At 64.7% G+C, this 17,564-nt stretch carries 20 protein-coding genes; 15 read left to right on the top strand and 5 right to left on the bottom strand.

From position 1 onward, the window contains the following. Positions 1–124: 124 nt before the first annotated feature. The gene (gene groES, locus OKW44_RS24130) at positions 125–415 is read left to right on the top strand and encodes a co-chaperone GroES (RefSeq protein ID WP_008923887.1); all 291 of its coding nucleotides are present in this window, start codon (positions 125–127) and stop codon (positions 413–415) included. A 52-nt stretch (positions 416–467) separates the two neighbouring features. Continuing rightward, entirely contained in the window at positions 468–2,108 is a 1,641-nt protein-coding gene (gene groL, locus OKW44_RS24125; RefSeq protein WP_018419577.1) for a chaperonin GroEL, read from the top strand. A gap of 207 nt (positions 2,109–2,315) precedes the next feature. Here the strand turns inward: groL and cysC are convergent, their stop codons facing one another. From cysC to OKW44_RS24105, 4 genes are read right to left on the bottom strand one after another with little or no spacing between them, the layout of a single operon-like run. Further along, complete coding sequence (gene cysC, locus OKW44_RS24120; protein WP_018419578.1) at positions 2,316–2,954, bottom strand: adenylyl-sulfate kinase; 639 nt, start codon at positions 2,952–2,954, stop codon at positions 2,316–2,318. Between the two features lie 26 nt (positions 2,955–2,980). Next, positions 2,981–3,358 carry a hypothetical protein gene (locus OKW44_RS24115; protein ID WP_239499030.1) on the bottom strand — a complete coding sequence of 126 codons (378 nt, stop codon included), beginning with the start codon at positions 3,356–3,358 and terminating at the stop codon, positions 2,981–2,983. 49 nt (positions 3,359–3,407) lie between these two features. Continuing rightward, positions 3,408–4,136 (bottom strand): hypothetical protein, encoded by a 729-nt coding sequence (locus OKW44_RS24110; protein ID WP_239499031.1) that lies wholly within the window; start codon positions 4,134–4,136, stop codon positions 3,408–3,410. Further along, positions 4,075–4,938 (bottom strand): hydroxymethylpyrimidine/phosphomethylpyrimidine kinase, encoded by an 864-nt coding sequence (locus OKW44_RS24105; protein WP_018419581.1) that lies wholly within the window; start codon positions 4,936–4,938, stop codon positions 4,075–4,077. The genes OKW44_RS24110 and OKW44_RS24105 overlap by 62 nt, the downstream gene beginning before the upstream one ends. A 383-nt stretch (positions 4,939–5,321) precedes the next feature. Here OKW44_RS24105 and OKW44_RS24100 point away from each other — a divergent pair, with 383 nt between their 5' ends. From OKW44_RS24100 to OKW44_RS24065, 8 genes are all read left to right on the top strand, one after another. Further along, positions 5,322–5,492 (top strand): rubredoxin, encoded by a 171-nt coding sequence (locus OKW44_RS24100; protein ID WP_006047743.1) that lies wholly within the window; start codon positions 5,322–5,324, stop codon positions 5,490–5,492. A 375-nt stretch (positions 5,493–5,867) separates the two neighbouring features. Next, a complete protein-coding gene (locus OKW44_RS24095; protein WP_018419583.1) occupies positions 5,868–7,274 on the top strand; it encodes a FimL-related protein in 1,407 nt (468 codons plus the stop codon). A gap of 307 nt (positions 7,275–7,581) precedes the next feature. Then, positions 7,582–8,160 carry a YqgE/AlgH family protein gene (locus OKW44_RS24090; protein WP_018419585.1) on the top strand — a complete coding sequence of 193 codons (579 nt, stop codon included), beginning with the start codon at positions 7,582–7,584 and terminating at the stop codon, positions 8,158–8,160. 10 nt (positions 8,161–8,170) lie between these two features. Further along, on the top strand, positions 8,171–8,611 hold the full coding sequence (gene ruvX, locus OKW44_RS24085; RefSeq protein WP_018419586.1) for a Holliday junction resolvase RuvX: 441 nt from the start codon (positions 8,171–8,173) through the stop codon (positions 8,609–8,611). Continuing rightward, positions 8,598–9,137, top strand: a complete 540-nt coding sequence (gene pyrR / locus OKW44_RS24080) for a bifunctional pyr operon transcriptional regulator/uracil phosphoribosyltransferase PyrR (RefSeq protein WP_018419587.1) — start codon at positions 8,598–8,600, stop codon at positions 9,135–9,137. Before ruvX ends, pyrR begins: the two co-directional genes overlap by 14 nt. Before the next feature lie 63 nt (positions 9,138–9,200). Further along, positions 9,201–10,226: an aspartate carbamoyltransferase catalytic subunit gene (locus OKW44_RS24075; RefSeq protein ID WP_018419588.1), complete on the top strand. Its 1,026-nt coding sequence runs from the start codon at positions 9,201–9,203 to the stop codon at positions 10,224–10,226. 60 nt (positions 10,227–10,286) lie between these two features. Next, complete coding sequence (locus tag OKW44_RS24070; protein ID WP_018419589.1) at positions 10,287–11,567, top strand: dihydroorotase; 1,281 nt, start codon at positions 10,287–10,289, stop codon at positions 11,565–11,567. A gap of 38 nt (positions 11,568–11,605) precedes the next feature. Continuing rightward, on the top strand, positions 11,606–12,463 hold the full coding sequence (locus OKW44_RS24065) for a lysophospholipid acyltransferase family protein (RefSeq protein ID WP_018419590.1): 858 nt from the start codon (positions 11,606–11,608) through the stop codon (positions 12,461–12,463). A 36-nt stretch (positions 12,464–12,499) separates the two neighbouring features. On the opposite strand, the gene OKW44_RS24060 is transcribed toward OKW44_RS24065, so the two are convergent. Continuing rightward, on the bottom strand, positions 12,500–13,372 hold the full coding sequence (locus OKW44_RS24060; RefSeq protein WP_018419591.1) for a symmetrical bis(5'-nucleosyl)-tetraphosphatase: 873 nt from the start codon (positions 13,370–13,372) through the stop codon (positions 12,500–12,502). Between the two features lie 214 nt (positions 13,373–13,586). On the opposite strand from OKW44_RS24060, the gene OKW44_RS24055 reads away from it, so the two are divergent. The 5 genes from OKW44_RS24055 to rfbD all read left to right on the top strand — a co-directional run bounded on the left by OKW44_RS24055 (position 13,587) and on the right by rfbD (position 17,539). Continuing rightward, positions 13,587–13,796, top strand: coding sequence for an NAD-dependent epimerase/dehydratase family protein (locus OKW44_RS24055; RefSeq protein ID WP_018419592.1), 210 nt, complete (start codon positions 13,587–13,589; stop codon positions 13,794–13,796). 305 nt (positions 13,797–14,101) lie between these two features. Beyond that, positions 14,102–15,163: a dTDP-glucose 4,6-dehydratase gene (gene rfbB / locus OKW44_RS24050; protein WP_018419593.1), complete on the top strand. Its 1,062-nt coding sequence runs from the start codon at positions 14,102–14,104 to the stop codon at positions 15,161–15,163. 10 nt (positions 15,164–15,173) lie between these two features. Then, a complete protein-coding gene (rfbA, locus tag OKW44_RS24045) occupies positions 15,174–16,067 on the top strand; it encodes a glucose-1-phosphate thymidylyltransferase RfbA (protein ID WP_018419594.1) in 894 nt (297 codons plus the stop codon). Beyond that, positions 16,052–16,603: a dTDP-4-dehydrorhamnose 3,5-epimerase gene (gene rfbC, locus OKW44_RS24040; protein ID WP_018419595.1), complete on the top strand. Its 552-nt coding sequence runs from the start codon at positions 16,052–16,054 to the stop codon at positions 16,601–16,603. The genes rfbA and rfbC overlap by 16 nt, the downstream gene beginning before the upstream one ends. 9 nt (positions 16,604–16,612) lie before the next feature. After that, positions 16,613–17,539, top strand: a complete 927-nt coding sequence (rfbD, locus tag OKW44_RS24035; RefSeq protein ID WP_018419596.1) for a dTDP-4-dehydrorhamnose reductase — start codon at positions 16,613–16,615, stop codon at positions 17,537–17,539. Positions 17,540–17,564 lie beyond the last annotated feature (25 nt).

Genomic DNA, 17,564 nt, shown 5'->3' with positions numbered 1-17,564 from the left:
AATTTGTCACCGCCCGTCCATATAATTAGCACTCGCTGCACGAGAGTGCTAACAACATCTCCGGTTGGCTCGGCCAGCCGGGTTTTTCTCAGCGTTCTTCAGTCTCAATCAGAGAGGAGTATGTATGAACCTTCGTCCTTTGCATGATCGCGTGATCGTCAAACGTCTGGATCAGGAAACCAAGACCGCGTCGGGCATCGTGATCCCCGAAGCCGCAGCGGAAAAGCCGGATCAAGGTGAAATCCTCGCAGTCGGCCCGGGCAAGCGCGACGACAAGGGCGCAGCCATTGCGCTCGACGTGAAGGTCGGCGACCGCGTCCTGTTCGGCAAGTATGCAGGCCAGACCGTCAAGGTCGACGGCAACGAACTGCTCGTGATGCGCGAAGAAGACATCATGGCCGTGGTGCAGAAGTAAGCGCAAGCTCGCTACTTCCCGGTTATATCCAAAGTATTCAAGGAGTTAGAAGATGGCAGCTAAAGACGTCGTATTCGGTGATTCCGCCCGTGCCAAGATGGTCGAAGGCGTGAATATTCTCGCCAACGCCGTGAAGGTAACGCTGGGTCCGAAGGGCCGCAACGTGGTTCTCGAGCGCAGCTTTGGCGGCCCGACGGTCACCAAGGACGGTGTGTCGGTCGCGAAAGAGATCGAACTGAAAGACAAGCTCCAGAACATGGGCGCGCAAATGGTCAAGGAAGTCGCTTCCAAGACCAGCGACAACGCAGGCGACGGCACGACGACCGCTACGGTTCTCGCGCAATCGATCGTCCGCGAAGGCATGAAGTACGTCGCATCGGGCATGAACCCGATGGACCTGAAGCGCGGCATCGACAAGGCTGTTGCAGCCGCAATCGAAGAACTGCGCAAGATCAGCAAGCCATGCACGACCAACAAGGAAATCGCCCAGGTTGGCGCGATCTCGGCGAACAGCGATTCGTCGATCGGCGAGCGCATCGCTGAAGCAATGGACAAGGTCGGCAAGGAAGGCGTGATCACCGTCGAAGACGGCAAGTCGCTGCAAGACGAGCTGGACGTTGTCGAAGGTATGCAATTCGACCGCGGCTACCTGTCGCCGTATTTCATCAACAACCCGGACAAGCAAGTCGCCGTGCTCGAGAACCCGTTCGTGCTGCTGCACGACAAGAAGGTGTCGAACATCCGTGATCTGCTGCCGGTGCTCGAGCAAGTCGCGAAGGCTGGCCGTCCGCTGCTGATCATCGCTGAAGACGTCGAAGGCGAAGCGCTCGCAACGCTGGTCGTCAACAACATCCGCGGCATCCTCAAGACCGTTGCCGTCAAGGCTCCGGGATTCGGCGATCGTCGTAAGGCGATGTTGGAAGACATCGCGATCCTGACCGGCGGGCAGGTCATCGCTGAAGAAACCGGCCTCACGCTCGAGAAGGCAACGCTGGCTGAACTGGGCCAGGCGAAGCGCATCGAAGTGGGCAAGGAAAACACCACGATCATCGACGGCGCTGGCGAAGCAGCGAACATCGAAGCTCGCGTCAAGCAAGTGCGCACGCAGATCGAAGAAGCGACCTCGGACTACGACCGTGAAAAGCTGCAAGAGCGCGTTGCCAAGCTGGCAGGCGGTGTTGCGGTGATCAAGGTCGGTGCTGCGACCGAAGTCGAAATGAAGGAAAAGAAGGCACGTGTCGAAGACGCACTGCACGCAACGCGCGCGGCTGTGGAAGAAGGCATCGTGGCAGGCGGCGGCGTCGCGCTGATCCGTGCACGTACGGCAATCGCTGGCCTGAAGGGCGCTAACGCCGATCAGGACGCAGGTATCAAGATCGTTCTGCGCGCCATGGAAGAGCCGCTGCGCCAGATCGTCGCCAACGGTGGCGAAGAAGCGAGTGTCGTCGTGGCAGCGGTTGCTGCTGGCAAGGGCAACTACGGCTACAACGCAGCGACCGGCGAGTACGTCGACCTGGTCGACGCAGGTGTCGTGGACCCGACGAAGGTGACGCGCACGGCGCTGCAAAACGCAGCTTCGGTTGCTGGCCTGTTGCTGACGACCGACGCAGCTGTCTGTGAACTGCCGAAGGAAGATGCTCCGATGCCTGGCGGCATGCCCGGCGGCATGGGCGGCATGGGCATGGACATGTAATTCCGCTCGGGCCTCGTGGTCCGGCCGCGTGGTTGAACTGCCGCGCGTCTGGATCACGGACGGGGCCCGGCTGGAAGTCCATGTGGGGAGTGCGCCGCGAGGCGTTTCCCCAAACGAAAAAAACCCGCTTTGGCGGGTTTTTTTTCGTTTGGTGCCGGCGTTGATGTGCTTGCTGGGGAGCGCTTCGGGACGCCCTTTTTGGCCGGATCAGGCGCCCGCGGCGTGAGCCGTGCGATGAGAGGACCTTCCGAGGCACTTTTCGCGCAGGTAGTGGAAGATCTGCGCGACGCTTTGTGCGGGGCTCAGCGTGCCCGTGTCGACGTGCAGGTCGGGATCGATCGGCGCTTCATAGGGCGCTGATAAGCCGGTGAACGAGCTGATCTCGCCAGACCCCGCTTTCGCGTAAAGACCTTTGGGATCGCGGCTCGCGCAGGTGGCGAGCGAGGCGGACACGTAGGTTTCGACGAACTTGTCGGCTCCGATGATCTCGCGCGCCATCGCCCGATCTTCGCGTAGCGGCGAAATCAGCGCGGAAATCACGATCAGACCCGCGTCGTTCATCAATTGGGCGACGTGCGCGACCCGGCGGATGTTTTCGCGCCGGTCGTGGGGCTCGAATCCAAGGTCGCTCGCCAGACCGTGGCGGATGTTGTCGCCGTCGAGCACATAGCAGGCGTGACCGAGCGCGATCAGCTGCTCCTCGAGCGCGAACGCGAGCGTCGATTTGCCGGCGCCGGACAGGCCGGTCAGCCAGATCGTGGTGGGCATCTGATCGAACATGCGTATGCGGTCCTGCACTGCGATCTTGCCGTGGAAGCGTTGCACGAATTGGGGCGGCTCTTTCATGGATAGGTTCTCTTGGCTTTTCTGGCTCATTCGCAGTGCCAGCCTTGCCGCCACGTGCCGGCGTTGTGCAGGCTTTCGGTGGAATTGGCAATGGTAACGCGAAAGGCTTCCGGGATATCGTTCGGCAGTGGAATCGAAAATCCGCTGTATGCGCTCGGATAGCCGGTGCTCGCCACCTCGGGCCGCGGCTCACCGCTGCAGCCGGTCGCGACGATCCGCGTGCCGACCCGCACCTCGAGCGGTACCTGCCGCTGCGGCTCGCTCAGTTTGACGGCCCAGCCGCACACTCCGCCGTCGCGCAGCGTGTCGACCAAACCGTCGAACAGGTCGGCGGGCGGACGCCGCCGGATTCGCGCGAACTCCAGATAGGTGTCGATCGGCGCGAGATCGAAGCGGCCGATCACTTCATGCACGCGCGACAGGAATGAGCCATCGATGCCGAAAACCGTCGCGCTATATACGTGCGGATTCTCGAGCTGATTTATTTCGGACTGAATCACGCGCACCAATTCGAGCGCATTCGAAAAGACGCTGCCCGTTTCTTTCGCAAAGGCTTCGACGATTCGATTCGATTCGATTCCCGTCGCGGAACAGCTCGTAATCAAGGCTATTGTCGTCGATGAACTTTTGTCTTGCTGCTTCGCTTACGTGAGCTTTGCCTTTCGGCGCGCCATGGATGCGATTCGATTCGAAACAGAACGGTAATTTCAACCCCGTCGAACCGCACAGCCGCAATAGAAATTCGCTCATGTCCTGGCAGACGCCGACGGTACCGATCTGTTCGCGCAAATAGATTTGCGCCACGGCGAGGCTCGCTTCGTTGACCGCCGGCTCGCCGCTCAGCATCTGCACGAACAGGTTCCTGCCCCCGAGCGATTCGCTGACCCACTCGTCGAGCGACAGTACGCCTTGCAGCGCCAGGGCCTCGGTCGCCGACACGCTGACGCCGCGCGTGATCTGGCCGTTCTTGCCGTTCGCCGTATACCCAGTAGTGCGAGATCTGGCGCGCGAGCGGATCGCGCAGGATCGTCGAATGGAAAGTCGCGCCAATCGCGAAATTCGCATGAATGAAAAAAGCGGCTGACAGCGGGTTTTCAGTCGATGCCGACGAATGGCGAGGTCAGTGCCGCGCTTCCCCCGGCGCCGCGCCCTTGCCTTGCGCGGGCGGCGTTTCGTCTTCATCGCTGCTGCGCGCCCAGAAGAAGCGATCGGGCGTGTACGCCCCCATGCCGGGCCTGAACGCATTGCGCACTGCCTGATACAGATACTCCTGGCTTTCGCGCACCGCTTCCGCGGGCTCCTGGCCGTTGGCGAGAAGCGCGGCGATCGCGGAGCCGAGCGTATCGGTCAGGCCCGTCAACCGATGCGGCGCGCGGTCCCACATGTCCTGACGCAACTGGCCGTCCTCGCTGAAGAGTGTGTTGACGAGCCGATGCGTGCCGGTTTCGGTCGACAGAATGTACTCGCAGCCTTGCGACAGCAGATGCGAGATCGCCGCGTCGAGGCTCGGCGCCTCCGCGTCGCCGTCGGGCTGCGCGAGCGCGAGCAGCGTCGCCGAGTCGGCGACCAGCAGCGTGGTTTGGGGCGCGAGCAGATCGGCGATCGCTTCGCGGAGTTCGTCGGCGGCGAGCACGTGTTCGTCGTCGAGCGTGAAGTCGGGGGCGAGGATCAGCGGGATGTCGTCGTAGTCGGCGACAACTTCCGCGATCGCGCTGACCACTTCGGCGCGCGTGCACGCGCCGACCTTGAATGCGGCGATCGGCATGTCCTCGAGCAGCATGCGCGCCTGCGTCGCGACGACGTCCGGGTCGAGCCCGGTGACTTCGTCGCAATTCGCCGAGTCGCGCACGGTATAGCCCGTGAGCACGGAAACGCCGTGGCAGCCCATGCTGGCAAGTGTCAACAGGTCCGCCTGCAGGCCGGAGCCGCCGGTGGGGTCGGAGAGACCGAAGGTGAGGACGATCGGAGGCGTGTCGCTGGGCATGAAAATGGATAAAGAAAGCAGGATTTCAGCGCGCAATGCGCAATTGGCTCAATTATGCGGCCTAAACCGTTGAGAGGGCGTTTTTTCGCGCGGCGGGGATCGCCAGAGGCTGGCTCGCGGCCCGCTGACGAGCGGCCGGCGGGGATTGCTTTGAGGTTGCCCCGCTAGCGCCGCGAGCTTGCCGAGGACGCCCTCTATCGCGCTGCCGGGTGTCCCCACCGCCGTGCGGAATGACGCCGCAAGCGTCGTCCGCACGGCGCGCGGGCGCACCGCCGAAGCCCGGTCCACGCTACGATTGCGCGTTTTCGATTGCTAGGCATGGGGGCGGCAACACGGTACCATCATGGCTCCCGCTTCCACGGACTCAATGACGCGACAAAAGAATGGAATATCAAAGCTGGATGTGCCTGATTTGCGGCTGGATTTACGACGAAGAGGCCGGCTTGCCCGACGAAGGCATTGCGCCGGGCACGCGCTGGGAAGACGTGCCCATCAACTGGACGTGTCCGGAGTGCGGAGCGCGCAAGGAAGACTTCGAAATGGTACAGATCTGAAGTTCGGCAGGCCGCCGGCGTCAGCCGGTCGGTCGTTCGAGTCGCTTGATCATTGTTCCGGCGTCGCGGTTTGATGGGTTCGTGCGACACGCCGGAAGCTTCGGCCCCCAAACCGGGTCCCGAGATTCGGTCCCGAACCTGAACCCTGAGCTTCGATCCCGAAAAGTCAGCGGCGTCATCCGCCGTGCAATTGCTGCAATCGCTTGATGCGTCCGGCGCGCCCGGCGCCTGTCTGAGCGCGCCGGCGCGGAACATCGCCGGTCGCGTCGTGTCGCAACGGTAGTCTGTCATTGTCCTGTCGCCGGTTCGCGCGGTGGCCGCTCACTCAGCATGCGGCGCGAAGCGACGGCCCCGTCAGCTTCGTGTCGCCTGCCCATGACTCTTCGATCCGCAGCACCCGTTTCCATCGATGCACTGCCGAACCCGCGCGGCGGTGCGGTCCGCCCTGCGGAACTCGCGCTCGCCGAGGCGTCGCTCGCGTTCGAGCAGCGCGACGAGAGCGGTGCCGCGCTGCTGCGCGCGTCGCATGCATTGCGCACGGCGGGCTGGCTCAGCGCGCAGCGTTTCACCGACGCCCTCGTGCGGCTCTCGCCGCTCGCGAGCGGCGAGCCAGCCGAAGCGGAAAGCGCGCGGCCAGTGTTCGGCGCGGCGCTGCGCGACTTCCGCGCGGCGCTCGAGCGTCACAATCTGCGCGAGCTCAGTTGCTCGCCGACGCTGTTCAACCACTACCGCGAGCTGTGCGCGCAACTCATCGAACCCACGCCGGGCTCCGCCGTCGCGTTCGAAGACCTCGCGCTGTGCGCGCGGCCAGTGCCGCCGGCTTCGCTGCACGCGCAATCGGCCGATCAGCTTGCCCATCTGCGGGCGCGCTACGAGCGCGCATTGCTGCCGGTGCTGCGCTCGCAGGCCGACACAGGCAGCGCGGTGGCGCTTGCGGTCACGAACGCCGCGCTCGACGAACTCGACGCCGTGTTCACCGAACTCGCCGGCCCAGATGCATATGACTTCTGGCGGCTCGCGCGCGCCTGCGCGAAGGCGCTGCGCGCGCGCGGCCACGCAATCCGCGATATCGAGGCGCGGCGCTTCTACGCGCGCTGCAACCTGGCGCTCGCCGATCACGCGCGCGGCATCGAGCGCGCGCCGCGTTCGCTGGTGCGCGCGACGCTCGCGCTGTTGTGGCGCGACTACGCGCTGTTCGGCGCGGCCGCGCAAGACGCCGACCAGGTCGAGGTGCTGCACGATTATGGCTTGACCGTCGACTGGCACGTCGCCGGCACGCAGTCGTCGGAAGCGCTGTGGGAGGCGAGTGCGCTCGAGGCGCAGTCGCTGCCGCACACGCGCGATCTCGGCGTGCTGAGCGTCAACGCGAACGCGTACGAAGACTTCCTGCAGACCGCCGACGCGTCCATCGAGGCGCTCGCCGCCCATGCGCGCGCGGCCGATCAGCCGGAAAAAGCCGACCCGAGCGAAGCGCTGCAGGCAGGCGACGCCGCCTACCGGCTCGGCTCGGCCGCCTGCGCGCTCGGTCTCGGTCACGTGGCGCTGCTCGCCGACGCGCTCGGTCTCGCATGGCGGCGTCGTGCGCATGCGGGCGTCGCGACGCCGGCGGTGCGCGCGCACGTGATGGTCGGCGCGCCGCCGGCCGACACGCTCGAGCAGGCCGCCGAGGCTTTGCGTGCGTCGCTGCACAAGGTCGCCGCGGGCGTTGGGCCGGCCGGCGGCAGCTTCACGCAGGCGGCGCTCGCCGCGCTCACGCGTGCGATCGAGCAGGGCGGCGCGTGAAGCGCATGCCGGGCCGGACCAAACGCGCGACGTGGCGCGCGAATTGCATCCGCAACGCCTCGACCGACGCGCGCCGAACCCGCTGAAATCCATTGTGACAAGTCACAATCCCGCTACTTGGCGACGCGCGCCGAACGTGCCGTTCTACGCGGTGTTTCGGCGCCTGATCGCGGCATGGCGCAAGTCGCGCGCGTGATAGAGTGCAACTTGATCCGGCGTCGATGGCGCGTCGCGTAGCGTGCAACCAACGCGTTGCAGTGCTCGAAGCAGCCCGCCATCGCGCATCGTCTTTGCTAAAATCCGAACTATGTCCAAGAGTACCGATCGCATCAATCTGACCAACCAGTTCCTGATCGCCATGCCGAACATGGCCGATCCCACGTTTTCAGGAACGGTGGTCTACCTTTGCGATCACAGTGAGCGCGGCGCGCTCGGCCTCGTGATCAACCGGCCGACCGATATCGACCTGCAGGCGCTCTTCAGTCGCATCGATCTGAAGCTCGAGATCGAACCGCTTCTCCATGTCCCCGTGTATTTCGGCGGCCCGGTGCAAACCGAGCGCGGCTTCGTGCTGCACGATCCGAAAGGCGGCAGCGCATACACGTCGTCGATGTCGGTGCCGGGCGGGCTCGAAATGACCACGTCGAAAGACGTGCTCGAGGCCGTCGCGAGCGGCAGCGGTCCGGAGCGTTTCCTGCTGACGCTCGGCCACGCCGGCTGGGGCGCGGGTCAGCTCGAAGACGAAATCTCCAAGAACGGCTGGCTGACGGTCGAGGCCGATCCGAAGATCGTTTTCGACGTGCCCGCCGAAGATCGTCTCGAAGCGGCGCTCGCGCTGCTCGGCGTGTCGTTGTCGATGCTGTCGGGCGAGGCCGGGCACGCATGAGGGGCCGCGCATGAATCTGCCGGTCGGACGTGAGGCGACGCTGCTTGCGTTCGACTACGGAGAGAAACGCATCGGCGTGGCAGTCGGCAATTCGCTGACGCGCCGCGCGCGGCCGCTCGTCGTCGTGCAGAACCGCAGCAAGGAGTACCGCTTCGAAGCGCTCGGCAAGCTGATCGCCGAATGGAAGCCCGATGCGCTGGTGGTCGGCCTGCCGATGCATCCCGACGGCACACCGCACGAGCGCACGCAACTCGCGAAGCGCTTCGGCAACCAGCTGAACGGCCGCTTCAATCTGCCGGTCACGTGGGTCGACGAGCGCTACTCGTCGGTCGAGGCCGAGGCGGAAATCCGCGCCGGCAATGCCCGCGCCGACATGCTCGATGCCGAAGCCGCGAGCATCATCCTCCAGCAATATCTTGACGGACTTTCCGACGATCATGAGTTCCATTGACGCCGAAGCGCTGTATCGCGCGTTGCTCGACCAGATTCGCGCGGCGTATGGCGCCCATCTCGCCGCCACGCAAGACGGTGCCGAAGCGGCGGTGCTGGCTGGTATCCATAGCGGCGGCGCGTGGCTCGCCGAGCGGCTCGCGCGCGATCTGAAACTGCCGAGCTTCGGCGTGGTGAACGTCGCGCTGCATCGCGACGACTACGCGAAGAAAGGGCTGCACGCGCAAGCAAGCCCGACCTCGCTGCCGTTCGAGGTCGATGGCCGGCGCATCGTGCTGATCGACGACGTGCTGTACACCGGCCGCACGATTCGCGCGGCGGTGAACGAGCTGTATGACTATGGCCGGCCGGCATCGGTCGAACTCGCGGTGCTCGCCGACCGGGGCGGACGCGAGTTGCCGGTGGCGGCGCGCTTCGTCGGCGGCGCGGTCGACGTACCCGCCGACGCGACCCTCGTGCTGGCCCGTGAAGACGACGGCGCGGGCGGCCAGCGGTTCTCTTTTCACACTGAAGCACGCGTCGATTGAAACTGGCGCGAGCGACGCGCCGGCCTCGATCACGTTGAAGCCCGTATTTGAAGCAGGTACATCATGAACACCGCCACCCCGGCTCCGCAGGATTCCTCCGCTAGCGCATCCGAGCGCTTCCGCTATGGCTTCCTGAAGGGCAACCCGCAGCTCACCAAGAACGGCGAGCTCAAACATCTGCTGTCGATCGAGGGGTTGCCGAAGGCTATCGTCAATCACATTCTCGAGACCGCCGACCAGTTCGTCAGCGTGACCGATCGCGAAGTGAAGAAGGTGCCGCTGTTGCGCGGCAAGTCGGTGTTCAACCTGTTCTTCGAGAACTCGACGCGCACGCGTACCACGTTCGAGATCGCGGCCACGCGGCTCTCGGCCGACGTGCTGAATCTGAACATCAACGCGTCGTCGACGAGCAAGGGCGAATCGCTGCTCGACACGATCAACAACCTGTCGGCGATGCACGCGGATCTGTTCGTCGTGCGTCATGCGTCGAGCGGCGCGCCGTTCCTGATCGCGCAGCACTGCGCGCCGCACGTCCACGTGATCAACGCCGGCGACGGCCGTCACGCGCACCCGACGCAGGGTCTGCTCGACATGTACACGATCCGCCACTACAAGAAGGACTTCACGAAGCTGCGCGTGGCGATCGTCGGCGACATCCTGCATTCGCGCGTCGCGCGCTCGGACATTCATGCGCTGACCACGCTCGGCGTGCCCGAAGTGCGCGCGATCGGTCCGCGCACGCTGCTGCCGGGCGGCATCGAACAGATGGGCGTGCGCGTGTTTCACAACCTCGACGAAGGTCTCAAGGATGTCGACGTGATCATCATGCTGCGCCTCCAGAACGAACGCATGAGCGGCGCGCTGCTGCCGTCGTCGCAGGAGTACTTCAAGAGCTGGGGGTTGACGCCCGAGCGTCTCGCGCTTGCCGCCCCCGACGCGATCGTGATGCACCCCGGCCCGATGAACCGCGGCGTCGAGATCGACTCGCAGGTCGCGGACGGCCCGCAATCGGTGATCCTGAATCAGGTCACGTTCGGTATCGCGGTGCGCATGGCGGTGATGGGGATCGTCGCGGGCAACAACGACTAAGCAACGCCTGATCAGGAAGCCGAACGATAGGCTGAACCACAGGTTTAACAAAGGCAGCGCATGAAGATTCATATTCAAGGCGGCACGCTGATCGATCCGGCAGCGGGCACCGAACAGCAGCAGGACATCTTTATCGAGGCGGGCGAGATCGCCGCCCTCGGCAACGCGCCGGCCGGCTTCCAGGCAGAGCGCACGATCGACGCGCGCGGCCTGTCGATCGCGCCGGGTCTCGTCGACCTGTGCGCGCGTTTGCGTGAGCCGGGCTATGAGCACAAGGCGACGCTTGGCTCGGAAATGGCCGCGGCGCTCGCGGGCGGCGTGACGAGCCTCGTATGTCCGCCGGACACCGATCCGACGCTCGACGAACCGGGCCTCGTCGAAATGCTGAAGTTCCGCGCGCGCAATCTGAACAAGGCGCATGTGTATCCGCTCGGCGCGCTGACGGTCGGTCTCAAAGGGCAGGCCATCACCGAGATGGTGCAGCTGACCGAGGCGGGCTGCGTCGGCTTCTCGCAGGCCGACACGCCGATCGTCGATACCCAGGTGCTGATGCGCGCGCTGCAATACGCGAAGACCTATGGTTTCACCGTGTGGCTGCGTCCCGTCGATGCGTATCTGGGCAAGGGCGGCGTCGCCGCGAGCGGCGCGCTGGCGTCGCGGCTCGGGCTGTCGGGTGTCCCGGTGGCGGCCGAAACGATCGCGCTGCATACGATCTTCGAACTCGTGCGCGTGACCGGCGCGCGCGTGCATGTGTCGCATGTGTCGTCGGCGGCGGGCGTGGCGCTCATGCGCGCGGCGAAGGGCGAGGGCCTGCCGGTGTCGTGCGACGTCACCGTGAACCACGTGCATCTGATCGACCTCGACATCGGCTATTTCGACGCGCAGTTCCGGCTCGATCCGCCGCTGCGCCAGCAGCGCGATCGCGAAGCGATCCGCGCGGGCCTCGTCGACGGCACGATCGACGCGATCTGCTCCGCGCACACGCCGGTCGACGACGACGAAAAGCTGCTGCCTTTCGCCGAAGCGACGCCGGGCGCAACCGGCCTCGAACTGTTCCTGTCGCTGACGGTGAAGTGGGCCGACGAAGCGGGCGTGCCGCTTGCGACCGCGCTGAATCGCATCACCGCGGCTCCGGCGCAGGTGCTCGGCCTCGAAGCGGCTGGCCGCATCGCGCTTGGCGCGGTGGCCGACCTCTGCGTGTTCGACCGTCACGCTCACTGGCGCGTCGAGCCGCGTGCGCTGAAGAGCCAGGGGCACAACACGCCGTTCCTCGGCTACGAGCTGCCGGCACAGGTGCGCGCGACCGTCGTGTCAGGTCAGCTCGCCTACGAACAGCGCTGAGCGGTATCGTTTCGGTCCAGTCAAGGAAAGCTCCGGCCATGAAGCTCGCGTTACGCAAGGTCCGTCTCATCACGCATCTGCTGCACGGCATGTGGACCGTCGCGACGCGCTTTCCGAACGCGAGCGCCGAGCGGCGTCACGCGCTCAATCGAGCGTGGTCGCTGAAGATGCTGCGGCTCTGCGGCATGCGCCTCGTCGTGCATAACGACGCGGCGCGGCTCGATCGTGGCGCGCTCGTCGTCGCCAATCACATCTCGTGGATCGACATCTACGTGATCAACGCGTGGCGGCCGACGCCGTTCGTGTCGAAGGCGGAGATCCGGCAATGGCCGGTGGTCGGATGGCTCGCGCAGCAGCTCGATACGGTGTTCATCCAGCGCGAGAAGCGCAGTGACGCGAAGCGCATCATGCACGAACTCGCCGCACGGCTCAGCGCGGGTGAACTGATGTGCGTGTTCCCCGAAGGCACGACGTCGAACGGGCTCGAGTTGCTGCCGTTTCACGCGAACATGTTCCAGGCGGCGGTGTCGGCCGGTGTGCCGGTGCAGCCGCTGTGCATCATGTACGAGGACGCGCAGGGCCGGCAGTCGACGGCACCCGCATATATCGACGACGTGTCGTTGTCCGACTCGCTCGACATGCTGTTGCGTGGTGGTCCGCTGACCGCCCACGTATATGTTGGCGCACCGCTCGCGCCGGACGCGGACCGGCGGGTGCTCGCGGCGCAGGCTCAGCAGGTGGTGGCGAACGCGTTGCGGGACATGCAGGCCGGCAACGCAGTGGCGGGGACGGTCGCGCAAGAGGGCGACGTTGCAGATGCTGCGTCGTCGAGCGACGCTGCTGAGACGGCGGAAACGCTGATCGAGCCCGTCGATCAGCCGCGCCGCCCGGTCTAAGCGGCGGCGCTGCCGGGCCGCGTCGCCGTCTTCTGTTTAGTTGCCCCCGCGCGGCTCGCCGCACGAATCGCAATCGACTTGCGTCAACGTCCGCTCAGCCGGGTTTTTCGCGAGCCGTACCGCCGACAGCTTGTGCCCCCACACGCAACCCGAGTCGAGGCCGATCAGGTTGTCGCGCAACATCAGGCCGAGCGCGGCCCAATGACCGAACACGACGGTCACGTCGGCGGTCTGGCGCGACGGCACGTCGAACCACGGCATGCAGCCGCTCGGTGTGGATGCGAGCGTGCCGCTGCTGCTGAAATCCATCACGCCATCGGCGCTGCAAAAGCGCATGCGCGTCAACGCGCTGCACGTGACGCGCAGCCGCTCGATACCCTTCAGGCCCGGCTTCCAGCGGTTCGGTTCATTGCCGTACAGGCCGGCAAGCGTCTCTTTCCAGTTCGGCGCACGCAGCGCGCGTTGCAACTCGTCGGCGAGTTCGAGCGTCAGCGTCGCATCCCATTGCGGCAGCACGCCCGCATGCACCATCAGCATGCCGTTGTCGAAATGCGCGAGCGGGCGGTGGCGTATCCACTCGAGCAGATCGGCGGCATCGGGCGCGGCGAGGATGTCTTCGATCGTGTCGCCTTTCTTCGACCTGCGAATCCCCGCCGACACCGACAGCAGATGCAGATCGTGATTGCCGAGCACCGGCACCGCGCGCTCGCCGAGCGCGATCACGTCGCGCAAGGTGTCGAGCGAGTCGGGGCCGCGGTTGATCAGATCGCCGGCGAACCACAGCGGTGTGCCGTCCGGCGGCGCGGCTTTGGCGAGCAGTTTCTGAAACGGTGCGCGACAGCCTTGCAGATCGCCGAAAGCAAGAGGGACGAGGCGAGCGGAGGTACTGGAAGCGTTGAGGGGTGTCATCGAGGAAATCAAGGCGATTCGATACGCGCGGTGCTGCACGGCGCGTGCCACGCTGGGCAGAGCAGCAAGCTAGCGTGACATAATAGCCCGTTTGGGGTTCGCGTATCGTGCGATCACGTTGCGGGACGCGGGTGGAACACCGCCGTAACACGGCACGGCGGCAACCCCGCATGGACCGCGCGCGATTCCAATACAACAACAGGATGACTCTTTCGTGAACGAAGCCGGCATATCGTCTTCTGCGGCGAAGCAATCATTTCGCACGCTCGTCACCGGTGCGAACGGTTTTACCGGCCGCTATCTGGTCGAGAAGCTGACCGGGCGCGGCCATACCTTGATCGAAGCGGTGTCCGGCCGCGACGAACCCGACACGCCGACACGCGTCGGGCTCGGCACGTGTCGCGGCGGCGTCCGCTCGGCTTGACACGATTCACCGGCGGTGTCGATCGCGAGATGGCATAGCGTTTCTGTGCCCGGTTCGCGCTATCGGCCGCATAAATGGTCACTACGACAGTCAACGGCAACCAGGCTGGTGAAGCTGTTTCAAGTTGTTGGGTTCGAGTTTTGGCGTGGACAACCTTATAATCGGGTCATCATAAGAATAGCGTCCGAGCGTTTGCTTGCGCACAGGCGGATGCAACGGACTGCTGCAGAATCGCAAACCATCACGCATCATGGGAAGGTCGGCGAGTCGATTCCGGGCGCCACTCACATCGACAAAGGAATTACATGATCCTGATAACGGGCGGTGCCGGCTTTATCGGCGCTAATTTCGTGCTCGACTGGCTGAATGCGTCGGACGAAGCGGTGCTCAACGTAGACAACCTGACCTACGCCGGCAACCTGGGCACGCTGAAGTCGCTACAGGGCAATCCCAAACACATTTTCGCGCGCGTCGACATTTGCGATCGCGCCGCGCTCGACGCGCTATTGGCCGAGCACAAGCCGCGCGCCGTGCTGCATTTCGCGGCCGAGAGCCATGTGGATCGCTCGATCCACGGTCCGGCCGATTTCGTGCAAACCAACGTCGTCGGCACCTTCACGCTGCTCGAAGCGACGCGCAGCTACTGGCACACGCTGGGCGTTGCGGAGCGCGCCGCGTTTCGCTTCCTGCACGTGTCGACCGACGAAGTGTTCGGCTCGCTGTCGGCAACCGATCCGCAGTTCTCCGAAACGACGCCTTATGCGCCGAATAGCCCCTATTCGGCGACCAAGGCCGGTTCGGATCACCTCGTGCGCGCCTACCACCACACGTACGGCCTGCCGGTGCTGACCACCAACTGCTCGAACAACTACGGCCCGTACCAGTTTCCCGAAAAGCTGATTCCGCTGATGATCGCCAACGCGCTCGGCGGCAAGCCGCTACCCGTGTATGGCGACGGGCAGAACGTGCGCGACTGGCTGTACGTCGGCGACCACTGCAGCGCGATCCGTGAAGTGCTCGCGCGCGGCACACCGGGCGAGACGTACAACGTCGGCGGCTGGAACGAGAAGAAGAATCTCGAGGTCGTGCACACGCTGTGCGACCTGCTCGACCAGCAGCGCCCGAAGGCGGCCGGCTCGTATCGCGACCAGATCACCTATGTGAAAGATCGTCCGGGTCACGACCGCCGTTACGCGATCGACGCCCGCAAGCTCGAGCGCGAACTCGGCTGGAAGCCGGCGGAGACGTTCGAGACGGGGCTCGCCAAAACGGTCCAGTGGTATCTCGACAACCAGCAATGGGTCGACGAAGTCGCTTCGGGCGAATACCGGAAGTGGGTCGAGACCAACTACGCGCAGCGCGCGTAAAGGCACGGCAATGGCGCGCAAAGGCATTATTCTCGCGGGCGGCTCGGGCACCCGCCTGTATCCGATCACGCACGTCGTCTCCAAGCAGCTGCTGCCGGTGTACGACAAGCCGATGATCTACTACCCGCTGTCCACGCTGATGGTGGCGGGTATTCGCGACGTGCTGATCATCTCCACGCCGCAAGACACGCCGCGCTTCGAGGCGATGCTCGGTGACGGCCGCCAGTGGGGCATGAACATCCAGTACGCGGTGCAGCCGTCGCCGGATGGGCTCGCGCAGGCGTTCATCATCGGCCGCGAGTTCGTGAACAATGATCCGTCGGCGTTGATTCTCGGCGACAACATCTTTTACGGCCACGATCTCGCGAAGCACCTCGAACGCGCCGACGATCAGACCGACGGCGCCACCGTGTTCGCGTATCACGTGCAGGACCCGGAGCGCTACGGCGTGGTCGAATTCGACAAGCAGTTCCGCGCGTTGTCGATCGAAGAGAAGCCGCTCAAGCCGCGTTCGAACTACGCGGTCACGGGTCTGTACTTCTACGACAAGCAGGTCTGCGACATCGCCGCGGACATCAAGCCGTCGCCGCGCGGCGAGCTCGAAATCACCGACGTGAACTCGCGCTACCTCGCGAACGCGGCGCTCAACGTCGAGATCATGGGCCGCGGTTTTGCGTGGCTCGACACCGGCACGCATGATTCGTTGATCGAAGCCGCGACCTTCATCGCAACGCTGCAAAAGCGCCAGGGTCTGGTGGTCGCGTGCCCGGAAGAGATCGCGTACCGGCGCCAGTGGATCGACGGCGAGCAGTTGCTCGCGCTCGCCAAACCGCTCGCGAAGAATGCCTACGGGCAATACCTGCAAAACATTCTCACGGATCACGTCGCATGGCCATCCAGGTAACCGCAACCTCACTGCCCGAAGTCAAGATCATCGAGCCGAAGGTGTTCGGCGATGCGCGCGGCTTCTTTTTCGAAAGCTTCAATGCGCTCGAATTCGCCGAGAAGGTCGAGCCGGGCGTCGAGTTCGTGCAGGACAATCATTCGCGTTCGGCGAGAGGCGTGCTGCGCGGTCTGCACTATCAGATCCAGCATGCGCAGGGCAAGCTCGTGCGTGTGGTCGAGGGCGAGGTGTTCGACGTCGCCGTCGACATCCGCAAGAGCTCGCCGAACTTCGGCAAGTGGGTCGGCGTGACGCTGTCGGTCGAGAACCATCGGCAGGTGTGGGTGCCGCCCGGTTTCGCGCACGGCTTCGTCGTGCTGTCGGAGTCCGCGCAGTTCCTCTACAAGACCACGGATTATTGGTTCCCCGAGCACGAGCGCAGCATCGTGTGGAACGATCCGGCGATCGGGATCGAATGGCCGGTCGACTTCGAGCCGCTGCTCGCGGCCAAGGATGCGGCGGGCAAGCGTCTCGCCGACGCCGAAGTCTACGCATAAGAGGATCGCATGACCGCACATCACGCGAAACGGACCATCCTCGTCACCGGCGTGAACGGCCAGGTCGGTTATGAGCTCGCGCGCACGCTGCAAGGGCTCGGCAACGTGGTCGCGGTCGACCGCTCGCGGCTCGATCTGTCGAACCTCGATCAGATTCGCGCGGTGGTGCGCGACGTGCGTCCCGCGCTGATCGTCAATCCGGCCGCTTATACGGCGGTGGACAAGGCCGAAGAAGAGCGCGACCTGGCAATGCGCATCAACGGCGAAGCACCGGGCGTGCTCGCCGAGGAGGCGAAAAAGCTCGGCGCCGCGCTGATCCACTATTCGACCGACTACGTGTTCAACGGCACGAAAGAAGGCGCGTACGTCGAAGACGATCCAACCGATCCGCAGAACGTCTACGGCCGCAGCAAGCTCGCGGGCGAGCAGGCAATCGCGGCGAGCGGAGTGAATCACCTCGTATTGCGCACGAGCTGGGTGTACGGCACGCGCGGCAAGAACTTTCTGCTGACGATGTTGCGGCTCGGCGCCGATCGTCCGGAGCTGAAGGTGGTGGCCGACCAGTTCGGCGCGCCCACCTGGTGCAATACGATCGCGGCGCTGAGCGCGCATCTGTGCGCGCAGTCCTTCGCCGCCGAAGACGGCGCGAAGTGGTGGGACGAGCGTTCGGGCATCTATCACCTGTGCGCGGGCGACTCGACGTCGTGGCACGGTTTCGCGTCGGCGATCTTTGAACTCGCGGATTTGCCGAACAGGCCGAACACGCTGCCGATTCCGGCCGCGGATTACCCGACGCCCGCGAAGCGCCCAACCAATTCCAGAATGTCGAACGGCAAGCTGGCGCGCGTGTTCGGGCTCGCCGCGCCGCATTGGAAGGATGCGTTGAGGTTGTGCCTGACGGATGGGTTTCCGAGGTCGCCTGTCAATCGTTGCTGACGCAGCGTCTCTGGCGAGCGAGACT

It is taken from the genome of Paraburkholderia lebeckiae, from assembly GCF_050436325.1.
GTDB classification, from domain to species: Bacteria; Pseudomonadota; Gammaproteobacteria; order Burkholderiales; family Burkholderiaceae; genus Paraburkholderia; species Paraburkholderia tuberum.
The sequence above is the reverse complement of the archived record's forward strand: the minus strand, read 5'-3'. Positions and strand labels throughout refer to the sequence as shown.

Bases quoted from the DNA above. Each gene is read 5' to 3' on its own strand.
- groES (WP_008923887.1), top strand. From the start codon at position 125: ATGAACCTTCGTCCTTTGCATGATCGCGTGATCGTCAAACGTCTGGAT.
- groL (WP_018419577.1), top strand. From the start codon at position 468: ATGGCAGCTAAAGACGTCGTATTCGGTGATTCCGCCCGTGCCAAGATG.
- cysC (WP_018419578.1), bottom strand. From the start codon at position 2,954: ATGAAAGAGCCGCCCCAATTCGTGCAACGCTTCCACGGCAAGATCGCA.
- OKW44_RS24110 (WP_239499031.1), bottom strand. From the start codon at position 4,136: ATGAAGACGAAACGCCGCCCGCGCAAGGCAAGGGCGCGGCGCCGGGGG.
- OKW44_RS24105 (WP_018419581.1), bottom strand. From the start codon at position 4,938: ATGCCCAGCGACACGCCTCCGATCGTCCTCACCTTCGGTCTCTCCGAC.
- OKW44_RS24100 (WP_006047743.1), top strand. From the start codon at position 5,322: ATGGAATATCAAAGCTGGATGTGCCTGATTTGCGGCTGGATTTACGAC.
- OKW44_RS24095 (WP_018419583.1), top strand. From the start codon at position 5,868: ATGACTCTTCGATCCGCAGCACCCGTTTCCATCGATGCACTGCCGAAC.
- OKW44_RS24090 (WP_018419585.1), top strand. From the start codon at position 7,582: ATGTCCAAGAGTACCGATCGCATCAATCTGACCAACCAGTTCCTGATC.
- ruvX (WP_018419586.1), top strand. From the start codon at position 8,171: ATGAATCTGCCGGTCGGACGTGAGGCGACGCTGCTTGCGTTCGACTAC.
- pyrR (WP_018419587.1), top strand. From the start codon at position 8,598: ATGAGTTCCATTGACGCCGAAGCGCTGTATCGCGCGTTGCTCGACCAG.
- OKW44_RS24075 (WP_018419588.1), top strand. From the start codon at position 9,201: ATGAACACCGCCACCCCGGCTCCGCAGGATTCCTCCGCTAGCGCATCC.
- OKW44_RS24070 (WP_018419589.1), top strand. From the start codon at position 10,287: ATGAAGATTCATATTCAAGGCGGCACGCTGATCGATCCGGCAGCGGGC.
- OKW44_RS24065 (WP_018419590.1), top strand. From the start codon at position 11,606: ATGAAGCTCGCGTTACGCAAGGTCCGTCTCATCACGCATCTGCTGCAC.
- OKW44_RS24060 (WP_018419591.1), bottom strand. From the start codon at position 13,372: ATGACACCCCTCAACGCTTCCAGTACCTCCGCTCGCCTCGTCCCTCTT.
- rfbB (WP_018419593.1), top strand. From the start codon at position 14,102: ATGATCCTGATAACGGGCGGTGCCGGCTTTATCGGCGCTAATTTCGTG.
- rfbA (WP_018419594.1), top strand. From the start codon at position 15,174: ATGGCGCGCAAAGGCATTATTCTCGCGGGCGGCTCGGGCACCCGCCTG.
- rfbC (WP_018419595.1), top strand. From the start codon at position 16,052: ATGGCCATCCAGGTAACCGCAACCTCACTGCCCGAAGTCAAGATCATC.
- rfbD (WP_018419596.1), top strand. From the start codon at position 16,613: ATGACCGCACATCACGCGAAACGGACCATCCTCGTCACCGGCGTGAAC.